We start from the raw sequence: 15,234 nt of genomic DNA on the forward strand, positions 1-15,234 counted from the left end.
GTTCATAAACAACATTAAATTTGAAGTGCGGGTGCATTGCTATGAATAAAATCACACTTTTTTGCTTTCCTTACGCTGGCGGATCTGGTTCTATATTTCACGAATGGAAAAAACCTTTATCTGCAAATTTTGATTTAAAACCTATACATTACGCTGGTAGAGGAAAAAGGTTTAATGAACCTTTTTACAATAACATGAATGAAGCTGTAACTGATATATGTAAATTAATAAGTTCACAGCTAGATGACAATGATTATATTTTTTTTGGTCATAGTATGGGTGGATTAATTGCATATGAAGTATGTAGAAAATTGATTGAAAATGGTTATAAACCACCCCTTCATATGTTTATATCAGGTATTAGACCTCCAGACATGATTAGAATGCGTAAGATACATAATTTACCTGATTCGAAGTTTAGAAAAGAATTAAAAAAGTTAAACGGAACGCCTAGAGAAGTATTTGAAAATAAACAGTTGATGGATATATTTATTCCCATTTTAAGATCAGACTTTAAATTAATTGAAAAATATAAGTTTGAATCAATGAACAGTAAAATAACATCTAACATTACTGTAATGTATGGTACAGAAGATAACATGACAAAGGAAGAAATGATGAGGTGGTCCAATTTCACAACTAAGAAAACGCAAATTTGTAAATTTCAAGGGGGACATTTTTTTATCAACGATAAATTTTTTGAAGTGATCGATTATATTAATCAAAAAATTGTTAGAGGAGAAGATTATTATGAATAGTACATTCCTCGATACCAGTCAAAAGTTCAATGACGGAGAAAGATATTGGTTTAATAAACTTACAGACGATATTAATATGAGTAGTTTTTCATATTATCGAAATACAAATTATACGAATGAATCAGGAGAATTCCGATATACAATCCCTGCAAACATTTCTGCAGAATTAATGAAAATAAGTAACCACTCTGAATACGGCATATATATATTGCTAACGTGTGGGATAAAATATCTTTTGTCTATATATACTCGTTCTAACGATATTTGTATTGGTACGCCTGTAATAAATTCACCTGGTAGCACAACTACGCATAATCAATTGTTAATCCTTCGAAGTAAAATTGAGGGGGAAATGACAGTTAAAGACCTTTTGTTATCTATTAAAGAGGAAATTTATAATTCTAACAACAACCAACATATATCAATTAGTACAGTAAAAGAGCATATAGGATTACATGCAAGCCCGCGCACAATTGTAAGTTTAAAAAATATCAACAGCCGTCACATAGATACTTCGATTCATCCTGACACTTCTTTTCAATTTGAAATTAATGAAGTAGGAATTAGTTGCAATATTGAATATAAAGGAAATAGTAGGGAAAACATTGATAGATTATGGGCACAGTTAAATAGGTTTTTTCAAGCAGTTATTGAGAATCCTAATCGGAATATTTATAGTATTGAAATCACATCCCCTCAAGAAAAAGAAATGATGAGTCATATATTCAATGATACAAGTCGAACTGTAGCTCGTAATACAGTAATAGAAATGTTTGAATCACAAGTTTTGAAAAACCCTGAATCCTTGGCAGTAGTCTTTAAGGACAAGAAAATGACATATCGAGAGTTAAACAATAAAGCAAACATATTAGCAAATAGGTTAATAAAAGAGGGAGTGAAGGAAGGCTGTATAGTAGGCCTAGTTTTAGATAGATGTTTAGAGCTCCCTATCGTGACTTTAGGTATTTTAAAAACTGGCGCAGCTTATATGCCAATAGATCCTAATTATCCAAATGAACGTATAAAATCGTTAATTTATAATTCTGAGTTAAGTTATCTTGTGAAAAAAAGTAGTGATTTAAATAACTTAACTTTAAATGTAAAACATTGCGATATAGACAAAGTTTTAAATGAAAGTTCGGATGCTGAGGCAGAAAAAAATCCAGTAGTGAATGTCTCACCTCATTGTTTAATGTACGTTCTATATACTTCTGGTAGTACAGGTGAACCTAAAGGAGTGATGATTAAAAAAGATTCCTTTTTGAATCTGTTAACTTGGTATACTGAAGAATTTGATATGAACCAGAATGATAATATTTTGTTGATTGCTCCTATAAGTTTTGACACTTCTCATAAAAACATCTTTGCCCCCTTAGTTTTAGGCGGTTGTCTCCATATATTCGAATCAGGTGCCTATGACTATAACAATATGTCTAACTATATTCAAAAAAATAAAATTACAATTATAAATTGTACACCAAGCGGCTTTTATCCTATCGTCTCTTATAATGAAGAAACCAACTTTTCTAGGCTAACTTCTTTAAGGTATGCTTTTCTTGGAGGAGAGTCTATTAACACTAAGAAAATCAAACCTTTACTTGAACACAGTGAAAATAAATGTGAGTTAGTGAATACTTATGGACCAACGGAATGCACTGATATAGCATGTTCTTATCGAATTAATACCCAAGATATACAAAAAACAAATATTCCTATAGGAAAACCTATAACTAATACGGAGTTATTTATTGTAGATGAAAATATAAATGTTTTACCGATAGGTGTTGTAGGAGAAGTGCTAATTAGTGGGGCGGGTGTTTCATTAGGTTATAATAATTCATCAAAGTTAAACAACGAAAAGTTTATTGAATTTCCTTTGGGTACAGAAAAAAGAGCTTATAAAACAGGAGATCTAGCTCGATGGTTACCAGATGGAAACATTGAGTTTATTGGAAGACAAGATAATCTAACAAAAATTAGAGGATATCGTATAGAAATAAGTGAGGTTGAGAACTACTTAACAAAGCACCAAGATGTGGATGAAGCAGTAGTTATTGTTATAGACGACGTATCTGGTTCAAAGGCGTTAAGTGCTTATTTTACATCACCGCAGTCTATCTCTTATCCAAGTTTGAGAAAGTTCTTACTGGAGAATATTCCAGAGTTTATGGTACCTTCATATTTTACTCGTATGAAAAAACTTCCATTAAATCAGAATGGAAAAGTAGATAGAAAGAGTCTCCCAACACCAAACATTAAAACTACAAATAATTTATTATACACTGCACCTGAAACGAAAACAGAAATTTATATTGCTGAAATTTGGGAAGAAATCCTAGGAGTGAAGAACGTAGGCTCTATGGATGATTTTTTTGAACTAGGAGGTCATTCTTTAAAAGCGGCTTCTATCATTTTAAAAGTTAATCATAAGTTGGGAATAGATTTGCAAATAAGTGACATTTTTAGTAATCCGACGATAAAAGGGTTAGCAGATTTAGCAAGTAATGAAAGACATGGAGAGAAACAAAGCATTTCTAGGACTGCTTTGAGAGATTATTATCCAGTATCTTTTCAGCAAAAAAGGCTATTTGTATTATGGCAACTAAATAAAGAATCTACTGCATACAACTTACCTTCAGCAACTATTTTAAAAGGACAGGTAGAAAAAAATTTATTAACAAAAGCTCTTCGATTTATGGTAAGTAAACATGAAGCGTTAAGAACGTCTTTTTCATTTAAGAACGTGGATCTTGTTCAAAAAATCAACCAAGAGGTTACTGTTGATATAGAATTTATAGAAAACTTTGAGGGAAATCTAGACAATCAACTCAAAGAATTCATTAAACCTTTTGATTTAGAAAGTGGTCCCATATTTCGAGCGAAAATAATACGCTTGAGTGAAAATAAACATCTTTTATTCACTGATGTTCACCACATAGTTTTTGATGGTATTTCAATGAAAATCGTTATGCAAGATTTTATAAAATACTACAATAATTATCAATCTATGAAAGCTGAGCGGAATTTAACATATAAAGACTATGCAGTGTGGCAAGAAAGTTATGTGCAAACAGCAAAATTCAAAGAAAGTGAACAATACTGGTTAAGCAGATTTCATGATTATAATCCCAATTCAGGACTAAACACAGACTATCTTCGTCCCGCAACCCCAGATCTTTTAGGAGACCAACTATTATTAAATATAGAACCTCAACTAGCATATAGGCTGAAACAACTAGCAGTAAATAATGGAACTACCTTGTACACGTTAATGTTAGCCGCTTTAAATGTATTAATTTATAAACATACGGGAGAGAATGACATCACAATTGGTACACCAACAGCAGGCAGATTTCATTCGGGTTTGGAGAATATAGTAGGTATGTTTGTGAATACTTTAGCCCTCAGAAACCGTCTTGAAGAAAATAAATCATTCACAAATCTTTTAAAAGATGTAAAGGAAAACGTAATTAATAGCATAAAATATGAAGATTATCCTTTTGAATTGTTAGTAGATCGGCTGAAAATTTCAAGACAAACAGGAAGAAATCCATTGTTTGATATTATATTTTCTGTAGAGAATATTGAATTAGAAGAAAATATAGATGGAAACGGGCTTTTAAATTACTCCAACTATCCTTTGGATAGTGGAATGTCTCAATTTGATATGTCCATTGATGTATATGTTCAAGAAGAGGAAATGGAGATAAAGTTCAAGTATGCATCGCAGCTCTTTAAAAGAGAAACAGTAGAAAGTTTAGCTCATCATTTTGTTCAATTGCTCAACAAGGTGACTGAAAATGCAGATGAAAAAATAAAGGATATAAATATTTTATCTTCACAAGAAGAATATAAACTATTAACCGATTTTAACAATACGCATTCTTATTATAAAGGCAGCTCTCTTCAAGAACTATTTGAAAGACAATGTATGAATACACCAAATGCTACAGCACTTGTATACAGTGGACAAAGCATTAGTTTTAGAGAATTAGATAGAAAATCAAATCAGTTGGCACGATATCTACAAAAGCAAGGCGTAGAGAGGGAAAATGTGGTAGGGATTAGTTCTCTCCCTAATGTTGAATCGATAGTTGGCATACTTAGTATACTCAAGGCTGGAGGAGCATACCTTCCTATCGATCCAAAGTTTCCGGAAGAACATATTAAATATCTTATGAAAGATAGCGGATGTAAGTTTGTACTTGCAGAAAATAGTTCATCTAAACAGTTTTTAATAGATACTAAGGTTTTAGAATTAAATCCTAAAACTTATGAAGCTGAAGATAATAGTAAATTAAACTTTATGAACGAACCTAGTGATTTAGCCTATGTGATATATACATCGGGAACAACAGGGAATCCAAAAGGTGTAATGATAGAACATCAAAATATTGTTAATCAACTAGAGGGATTAAAAGATAGTTTACCTATAGAACCTGGTTTACATCATCTGTTATTAGCAAAGTTTAATTTTGATGCCGCTGTTCAGCAAATTTTTCTTCCGTTGGTATCAGGGGGGGTATTATTTATACCAGAAAATCAGGTAATATCTCATCCAAAAGAACTGTGGAATTATATTGTCCAAAATAAAGTAGACGTTTTAGATACAGTTCCTAGTCATATAAGTGTTTTTATGAAATGGATTGATGCTCACTACTTTTTGAAATTGGTAATACTAGGAGGAGAAGTATTACCAAAGAAAATATGCTATGAATTGTTAGAAAAATGCAACATCGGAGATTTAATAAATATTTATGGACCAACAGAAACAGCCATCAATGCAACCTATTATACTTGCAAAAAAGGTAACGAAGCTTCAATTCCTATTGGAAAGCCTTTGAGAAATTATAAAACCTATATCGTTGATAAAAATTTTTCTCCGGTACCTATTGGTGTAATAGGAGAGTTATGTATTGCGGGTAGTGGGGTTGGGAGAGGATATATTGGTAAGGAAGATCTAACAAAGAATAAATTTATTCTAAATCCATTCAATCCTGTAGAAGAAAGAATGTATCGTACTGGGGATTTAGCGAAATGGCTTCCGAATGGAGATATTGAGTATGTTGGACGGTTAGATCAACAAGTTAAAATAAAAGGCATACGAATTGAGCCAAACGAAGTTAGAACGGTCTTACTTGAACATCCTAATATTGTTGAAGCAGCAGTAGTAGCAAAAAAAAATGCAAATCAAAACGATTATTTTTTATGTGCGTATGTGACGTCAAAAGAAAGTATATCTAGTACAACTCTCCGAACATTTTTAAAGGATAATTTACCCGATTATATGATTCCTGCACATTTTGTAAGACTAGATAAAATGCCCTTGATGAGTAACGATAAGTTAGATTTGAAATATTTGATAGAGAGAAAGGACGAAAAATACCTTGCTTCAGAGATAGAATATGAATCTCCTTCTACAAAAATTGAGGAAATTATTTCTAGAGTATGGAGGGAAGTATTATGTCTTGAAGAAATCAGCCGGCATGATCATTTCTTCGAACTGGGTGGAAACTCCTTAAATGTGGTCCAAGTAAATGAAAAATTGAAGGAAGAGTTAAATATGGAGATAAATATTGTTACTCTTTTTCGATACGATACCATTTACTCGTTAGCAAAGGAGCTGTATGAACAGGAAGAAAAAAAAGAAAGAGGAAACGCACTAAATAGAGAATTTATACGTGAAAGTTCTAAAGATAGATTACTGAAAAGAAGATCAAGAAAGAGGGAATGAGAATGGAAGAAAAGGAAAGGGTAGAGAATGGATTGGAGATTGCAATTATAGGAATGTCTTGTAGATTTCCCGGAGGAGATGATATAGATTCTTTTTGGAAGAATTTAAAGGAAGGGAAAGAATCTATATTGAGATTCTCTGATAAAGAATTATTGAAGTCAGGAATTGATCAGAAAACTCTATCCGATCCAAACTATGTAAAAGCAGGAGGAGTTATTACAGAGACCCAGCATTTTGATTTAAATATATTCAATTATTCCCCAAAGGAAGCACAATTAATGGATCCTCAATTGAAATTGCTGCATGAATGTGCATGGGAGGCTTTGGAGAATAGCGGGTATTCGTCTGAAGAATTTGAAGGATTGATAGGAACTTATATAGGTGGTTCTACCAACTTATATTGGATGGATTATCTATATAAGAATTCTAAAGATTTCTTAAAAGAAGCAGAACTTCTTAATAGTTCACACTTTTTTAGTACAAGACTTTCCCATAAGTTAAATCTACAAGGGCCAAGTTATACTGTTCAAACAGCGTGTTCATCTTCTTTAGTTGCTGTTCATTTGGCATCACAAGCTTTGTTAAGTGGTGATTGTGATATATCACTAGCGGGAGGAGTATCACTTACTTTACCTGAGATAAAGGGGTATAAGTATCAAGATGGAATGATTCTTTCTCCAGATGGAAAATGCAAACCTTTTGATAATGAAGCAAATGGAACAGTAAATGGAAATGGTGCAGGTTTTGTTGTATTGAAACGTCTAGAGGAGGCAATTTCTGATAGAGATCATATTTATGCTGTGATTAAAGGATCAGCTATAAATAATGATGGGGCAAATAAAGTTAGTTATACTGCGCCAAGTATAGAAGGACAAAGTAATGTTATTAAACAGGCTCATCACATTGCTGAAGTTGAGCCGGAAAGTATTTCTTATGTAGAGGCTCACGGCACTGGAACGAAATTAGGTGATCCTATTGAAATAGAAGCCTTGCGACTTGCTTTTAATACAAATCGTAAGTCTTTTTGTGGAATTGGGTCTGTTAAGTCAAATATCGGGCATTTAGACAACGCAGCAGGTATTGCAGGACTTATTAAGACAGCAAAATCTCTACAAGAGAAAGTAATCCCGCCTATGCTACACTTTAACAACCCAAATAAGAATATCGATTTCTCTAATAGCCCTTTTTATATAAATAAGGAGCTTACTTCCTTAAAAGATACAACTTATCCTTTAAGAGCAGGGGTTAGCTCATTTGGCATAGGGGGAACAAATGCCCATGTTGTTTTAGAAGAAGCTCAAAGAAACCATGTTGGGGGATATGGAAGGAAATACAAGATGATTTATCTTTCAGCCCAAACAAAAGTTTCTTTTAAAAAACAGATCCAACGGTTAACGAAGTATTTAATGGAAAATGAGTTAGTAGATATGGGGGATTTATCTTATACACTAATCAAAGGAAGAAGAAATTTTAAATATAGATTAACAATGGTAGTTTCAAATAGAGAAGAAGCTCTAAAAAAACTAGAAGAGTTAAATTTGGATAATCTTCCTATTAATATGTACGAAGATAAAACCCCAAAAAAAGTAGTGTTTATGTTCCCTGGTCAAGGTAATCAATATATCAATATGGGGTTGGATCTTTATAGACAAGAAAAGATATTTAAAGATGAAGTTGACCGATGTATAGGAATCTACAGAGAGTTTAGTGGAATTGCTTTAAGAAGCATTTTATATCCTTCAAAACTGGACGCTGTCTATCAGAAAGAACTCAATCGAACGGCTATTACACAACCTATTATGTTCATTATAGAATATGCGTTGGCTAAGTTGTTAATGCACTGGGGGATTCAACCATCAAGCATGATAGGACATAGCCTTGGTGAGTATGTAGCAGCATGTCTATCAGGAGTATTTACATTAGAAGATGGATTGAAACTTGTGTATCATCGTGCAACTTTAATGCAATCGTTACCTGAAGGACAAATGGTAAATGTAGTTGCTTCAAAAGAAGAGATTTTACCTTTGATGGATAGTGATGTATCTATTGCTCTAGAAAATAGCCCTTCTTCTTTCGTTATTTCAGGTTCTTTTGAGGCAATTGATATGTTTACATCTAAGCTCGAACAAAAGAATTATATGTTTAAAATATTAGACACTTCACACGCTTTTCATTCAAAAATGATGAATCCTATTTTAAAAGAGTTTAAGGAAATTGTTAAGGAAGTGAGATTAGACAAACCTAAAATTCCTTTTATATCAAATGTCACAGGTAAGTGGGTTGAAGAAGAGGTTTTAAATCCAAATTATTGGGTCGATCATTTAAGAGAAACCGTTAAATATTCAGAAGGATTAAATGAACTTCTGCAAGATAAGGAAAATATTTATATTGAAGTAGGTCCAGGTAGGTCTCTAAGTACAATATTAAGGAAAAATATTAATAAAAGGCATATTCCTCAAATGGCAGTAACAATGCGTCACTCAGTCTTAAAGGTTGATGATAATGATTTTCTTCTTAGGAATATAGCAGAATTATATACAAATGGAGTTGGGGTTAATTGGAATAACTATTTTTCTTGTGAAAATCGAGGTCGTATTCCACTACCCACGTATCCTTTTGATCGGAAGTATTACAGTGTGTCTAACAAGGATATATTTGAAGACACTGTTATAAAAGGTAAAGACCAACAAGTTGAAAAGCAAAAACTGAACAAGCAGAATTCTGGTTATTTAAATAAAATAAATAGAATCATTGAGGTTTATCAAGAAGTAACAGGAGTAGAGTCTATTAATTCCCATGATGACTTTTTTGAATTGGGAGGAGATTCATTAACGGCTGTAAATGCTGTATCTAGGTTACAAACTGATTTAGACATTTCAATTAATAAAATTTTTGAATATCCTAAAGTCTCGGATCTTGCTAGAAATATAAATTTTAAAGACAGTGATGTAATAGATAGGAAGAAAGTAGTTAAGTATTTAAAAAATAGAGGAGAACGTCATCATATTATTAAAGGTAGCTTAGATAAAATTACAGAGAAAAAACGCATATATGAAATTGAAAACAATAAATATGCATTTTTTAAACCTACTATAGATTGTTTAGATTATCAAAATATTCTTTTAACAGGTGGTACTGGTTACTTAGGTATATATTTACTAAGAGATTTATTGCTATATACAGAGGCAGCAGTGCATGTGATAGTAAGAGCTAACAATCTAAATAAAGCAATAAAGCGAATAAAGGAAAAAGTAACATCCTATTTTGGTCTTTCTTTATATGAAAAGTATGAAAAAAGAATTATTGTTCATGTAGGAAACTTAACAGAGGTAAAGCTGGGTCTGAGTGAAGTTAGTTATTCTAATCTTGCTGGGAAAATCCAAAGTATAATTCACGCAGCTGGAGATGTAAGTCATTTTGGTAATTATCATAACTCTTATAAGGCTAACGTATTAGCTACAAATCATCTTATTGATTTTTCATTTACTGAAAAAATGAAAGATTTCAACTATATGTCAACATTAGCTGTAGCGTCAGGTATTGTTCCTGATGAAAAGGATATATTTTATACAGAGAACGATGGAAATTTAGGACAAGAGATTTCAAATCCTTATCCAAAGACAAAGCTCGAAGCGGAGAAACAGTTATTTAAAGCAAGAATAGACGGGTTAAATGTTAAAATATTTAGAATTGGAAATATTGTATGTGATTCAGTAAGCGGTAAATTCCAAGACAACGCTGAACAAAACGCTATATACTCTATATTAAATTCTTATATAGAAATTGGTATGGTTCCTAGAATGAAAAAGGATACTGACCTTTCATACGTAGATGATATTAGTAAAGCTGTTATATGTTTATTTAACAAAAGGTTTTTAATGAATGAAACATTCCACATATATAATCCTGAACATATTAGCTTTTCGGATATATTAACGTCACTCGACTCGAATTTTGACGTCAAAGAAACATCTCTTGAAAATTTTGTTGACTATATATTTGATAAAGAAAACGAGTCACAATATAAATCATACATTTACAATCTACAATTACATGGTGTTGGAAGTGACTTATCTTTTAACGAGGATATAAATGAAACAATATTTCACATTGCTTCTAAAAAAACGAATATGTTATTAGAAATGAACGGCTTTAAATGGAAGGGAATAGAAAGTTGTCTAATAGAAAAAATGATGAATACGAGTAAAAAAATTAACTTGTCCCCTAATTAATTTAGAAATGTGGTGATGATATGAAGGAACGAGAACTTTTTCACCTATCACATCCTCAAAAAAGGATATGGTATATAGAAAAAATTAATCCAGATCAATCAGTTCATAATATTGGAGGAGTAGTTAAAATTAAAGGGAAAGTAGATTTTACCTCCCTTAACTCTTCAATAAACTTTTTTATAGAAACTAACAGTGGGATACGTCATCGTTTTATAGAAACAGAAGGAAATATAAATCAATATATTAAAGAATACCAACATTCTTCGTTTCCACTTCATGAGTTTAATAATGATGAAGAATTAGATCAGTGGGTCAAGCAGCAATCTAGTATTCCCTTTAATTTATATGATAGTGATTTATACGAATTTCATATATTTACTCTTAAAGATAGTAGGGAGAGCGGCTACTTTATAAAGGTTCATCATATAGTGTCCGATGGATGGTCAATGAATATAATGACTAAAGATATAGCGGAACATTATGTGAATCTTACTAACAATGTGACAGTCTCTCCATCAAATCGTACGGAATATAACTGTTTTTTGGAAAAGGAAAAAGAATATATCTCATCTAAACTGTTTTTAAGAAATAAAAAATTTTGGAATAGCAAGTTTACTCCGCTACCAGACAGAAGTGAAAAAATAGAATTAAGTAGCGCTGAAGGAAAGAGGCGGTCATACGAGCTTTCATATAATCAATCCGAAAAGATAAAGAGATTCGTGCAAAAAATAGATGTTTCTGAATACTCTTTCTTTGTAGCTCTTTATTATATATATATGCATAAAACAGAAAGGGAACGTGATATAACGATAGGAATGCCTGTATTAAATCGTTTTGGCAAGAAAGAGAAGGATATTGTAGGAATGTTAGCTAGTACTATGCCTTTTAGATATACAATAGACGATTACTTATCTATTGAAGAGCTTCTCATAGATATAAATAGAAATTTGACTCATTGCTACTTTAACCAAAAGTACCCATATGATTTACTCGTTCAAGATTTGGAACTTAAGAAAAAAGGGTATGGTGACCTTTTCGGCATATGCATTAATTACTATAATACAAATCTTCCAACAAACTTAGACGGACTACAAATAGAAAATAAAGAACTTTATAATGGTACACAAATATATGATTTACAAATGGTTATTAGATCATGGTCTGAAGGCCTATTCAATTTGGATTTAGATTACAAAGTTCATAAATATAGTGATATTCAGATAGAAATGATGTTCAAATCTATACTCTTTCTTATAGATCAAATAATTGATTCGCCTCAAAAAACTATTAATGACATTGAAGTTATTCCACATTTAATAAAGCATAAAATGTTGTATGAATATAATAAGACGGCAGTGAAATATCCACAAAGTAAAACAATTTATGAGCTGTTTGAAAGACAAGTTAAAGTCTCTCCAGAAGAAGTAGCATTAGATATGAAAGGAGAGAAAATCACTTATAGAGAATTAAATCGTAAATCAAATCAACTTGCAAGGTATTTGATTAAGTCAGGTGTTACCCGTAACAATATAATAGGTATTCTAATGAAACATTCAATAGAAACCATTATAGGGATTATAGCTGTACTTAAAACAGGGAGCGCTTACCTACCCATCGATTTTACTTTTCCGTCTAAACGGATTAACTATATGATAGAGGACTCTAAGTTATCTTTTATACTAACTAACCTAAATGTAGATAAATTGGACATTCCTAAACAAATCAATATAGTTAATGTAAATTCAAAAGAAATTTACATAGGAAATGCTGGGAATTTACATGTAAGTGTGGATCCTCAGGATCTTGCATATATCATTTACACTTCTGGATCTACTGGGGAACCAAAAGGAACTATGGTGACTCACCAAGGTTTGGTTAACTATACTACTTGGGCTGTAAAAGAGTATATTGGGTGTAGGAAAGAGGTTTTTCCTTTGTACTCTTCTATTTCGTTTGACCTTACAATAACATCAATATTTCCTCCGCTGATATCTGGTAATCAAATTGTTATTTATCCACAAAATGAGAATGAATATGTGTTACATCAGGTTATTAAAGATAAAAAAGCAACCATAATTAAATTAACACCCTCACACTTGACACTTTTATTAGATTTAGATGCAAACTACTCAACTATAAAAACAATGATTGTAGGAGGAGAAAATTTTTCTACAAGTTTGGCAATAGCAATTCAAGAAAAGTTCGGACCCTCTGTTAAAATATTTAACGAATATGGACCAAGTGAAACTGTAGTAGGATGTATGATTCATGAATTTAACGTTGTTCAAGATAAAGGAACTTCTGTCCCCATTGGAAAACCAATACAAAATACTGAAATATACCTCCTAGATTCTAACCTTCAACCTGTGCCAATGGGAGAGAAAGGAGAAATATATATATCAGGTGCTGGAGTCTCTAAAGGATACTTAAATAGGAGTGAATTAACAGAAGAACGTTTTATAAATAATCCTTTTTCTAATAACGATCGTATGTATAAAACAGGTGATTTAGCTAAATTCATTGATTTATACACAGTAGAGTATTTGGGTAGGGAAGATGATCAAATTAAACTTCAAGGATTTAGAATTGAAAGAACTGAAATAGAAAACCTACTACTGCAGTATCCCGAAATAAAAGATACTATAGTGATAGATTTTGAAGATCAAAACCATTATAGATATCTGTGTGCATATTTTACTGCAAAGTCTCAGTTAGCCTCTGCTGATTTAGTTGAGTTTTTAGAGTCACGCTTACCTACGTACATGATTCCTTCTTATTATATACAACTAGACGAAATACCGCTCACTGTAAATGGAAAGGTAGATAGACAAGCATTACCAAAGATCAAGAACTACAATGATAATATTTCTAATAATATAGAGAGTAGTGAGGCCTTTTTAAATACTGTCTCTGACATATTAAATGTAGAAAATGTTGAAATGACAGATAATTTTTACTACTTAGGTGGAGATTCTATCAAAGCCATACAACTATCTTCTAAGTTAAGTGAAAAGGGGTTATCAATAAAAATAAAAGATATTTTAGCAAACCCAATTATGAAAGATATGTTATTACATTTAGAAAAAGCTAAGAAGAGTTTTAAGTATGATTCTTCCCCATGTTATGGAGAGTTGTTACCACTTCCAGCTCATTCTTGGTTTCTTGAGAGACAATTAGACAACATTAATCACTATACACAATCTGTACTATTAAACTTATCAAGTACAGAAAACATGCAATTATTAATACCAGCTATACAATATGTTGTAAATAGACATGATTCCTTTCGATTAAATTATGATAAACAAAAAAACACTTTCTATTTTAATGATAACTATATAGAACACAAACTAGATATCGAAACCCATAATTTAAAAGATTTGTCTGTAGATATGCAAATGAAAAGAGTAGTAGAAATTGGAGAAATAGCGAAGAAAACTATAGATATTACGAAAGATTTTCTATTTAAAGCGCTCATCCTTCAATTAGGAAACCAGAACGTGAAGATTCTTCTTATAGCACATCATATAGCTGTTGATGGAGTTTCATGGAGGATCATTCTGGAAGAGATTTATAAAGTTCATAAGCAACTTGAAAGTGGTAAAAAGGCTTTTTTACCGCCAGTTAGTAATAATATTCAAGAGTGGGCTTCACATTTAAAATTATATAGTGAAAACATATCACAAGAAGAAAAAGAATACTGGAGTGGAGTTTACACAAGTAAAGCATACAATCAACAAGTAAATGATTTTAATCTAGGTAAAGATTTATTAGAGGATTGTGAGATTGTAACTGAGAGTTTAGCAGAGAGTACTACTTTTCAATTATTAAACAGGGCAAATGAAACCTACAATACGAAAGCTTCTGAGCTAATGATAATTGCCTTATCAATGGCTTTATCGAAATATATGCGTGAAGAAAATGTAGTAATAGAAATAGAGGGTCATGGTCGTGAAGAAATTTCAGAAAATATTGACGTGTCTACTACAGTAGGGTGGTTTACTAGCCTCTATCCGGTTGTATTAAACGTGAAAGAAGGTAATTTACAAGACAATATTAAAAACTTAAAAGAACAACTCCGCAATGTTCCAAATAAAGGAATGAGTCATGGTGTACTAAAATATTTATCTGAAGAAATAAACTTTCACCCTAAAAAGTTAATCCGTTTCAATTATCTTGGTGACTTTGATTCTATCTTCTCTAATAAGCTATTTAATTTTATAGAAGAAGAATCGGGAGCGGAAAATAGCAAGACTAACGAGCTCGACAGTTTAATAGACATTAATAGCTATGTATTTAACAAAAAACTTACATTCTCGTTTACTTATAGTCGTAAAAAGTTCGAATCTACGTCGATTCGTACATTAATTAAAAAATACGTAAAAGAATTGAATGGAATAATTTCACACTGTTGCTCTATTGATAATAGAGATTTTACACCATCTGACTTCGATACTATTGACCTTTCTAATAAGGATCTTGAAAGTATCTTCAATATGGAATGAGAAAG

4 protein-coding genes are annotated in these 15,234 nt (G+C 31.7%); all 4 read left to right on the top strand.

Annotation, left to right across the window (positions count from 1 at the left end; translation table 11 throughout):
- Positions 1 to 41: 41 nt before the first annotated feature.
- Genes B9N79_RS09110 through B9N79_RS09125 form a run of 4 tightly spaced genes read left to right on the top strand, consistent with a single transcriptional unit; the run spans position 42 to position 15,229 of the window.
- Positions 42 to 758, top strand: coding sequence for a thioesterase II family protein (locus B9N79_RS09110; protein WP_040057780.1), 717 nt, complete (start codon positions 42 to 44; stop codon positions 756 to 758).
- Complete coding sequence (locus B9N79_RS09115; protein ID WP_046217180.1) at positions 751 to 6,492, top strand: non-ribosomal peptide synthetase; 5,742 nt, start codon at positions 751 to 753, stop codon at positions 6,490 to 6,492. The genes B9N79_RS09110 and B9N79_RS09115 overlap by 8 nt, the downstream gene beginning before the upstream one ends.
- 2 nt (positions 6,493 to 6,494) lie before the next feature.
- Positions 6,495 to 10,724, top strand: a complete 4,230-nt coding sequence (locus tag B9N79_RS09120) for a type I polyketide synthase (RefSeq protein ID WP_082023599.1) — start codon at positions 6,495 to 6,497, stop codon at positions 10,722 to 10,724.
- Positions 10,725 to 10,744: 20 nt separating this feature from the next.
- A complete protein-coding gene (locus tag B9N79_RS09125) occupies positions 10,745 to 15,229 on the top strand; it encodes a non-ribosomal peptide synthetase (protein WP_046217181.1) in 4,485 nt (1,494 codons plus the stop codon).
- The last annotated feature ends 5 nt before the right edge of the window (positions 15,230 to 15,234 follow it).

This window comes from Priestia filamentosa, from assembly GCF_900177535.1.
In the GTDB taxonomy this organism is placed as follows: Bacteria; Bacillota; Bacilli; order Bacillales; family Bacillaceae_H; genus Bacillus_I; species Bacillus_I filamentosa.

Bases quoted from the DNA above. Each gene is read 5' to 3' on its own strand.
- B9N79_RS09115 (WP_046217180.1), top strand. From the start codon at position 751: ATGAATAGTACATTCCTCGATACCAGTCAAAAGTTCAATGACGGAGAA.
- B9N79_RS09125 (WP_046217181.1), top strand. From the start codon at position 10,745: ATGAAGGAACGAGAACTTTTTCACCTATCACATCCTCAAAAAAGGATA.
- B9N79_RS09110 (WP_040057780.1), top strand. From the start codon at position 42: ATGAATAAAATCACACTTTTTTGCTTTCCTTACGCTGGCGGATCTGGT.
- B9N79_RS09120 (WP_082023599.1), top strand. From the start codon at position 6,495: ATGGAAGAAAAGGAAAGGGTAGAGAATGGATTGGAGATTGCAATTATA.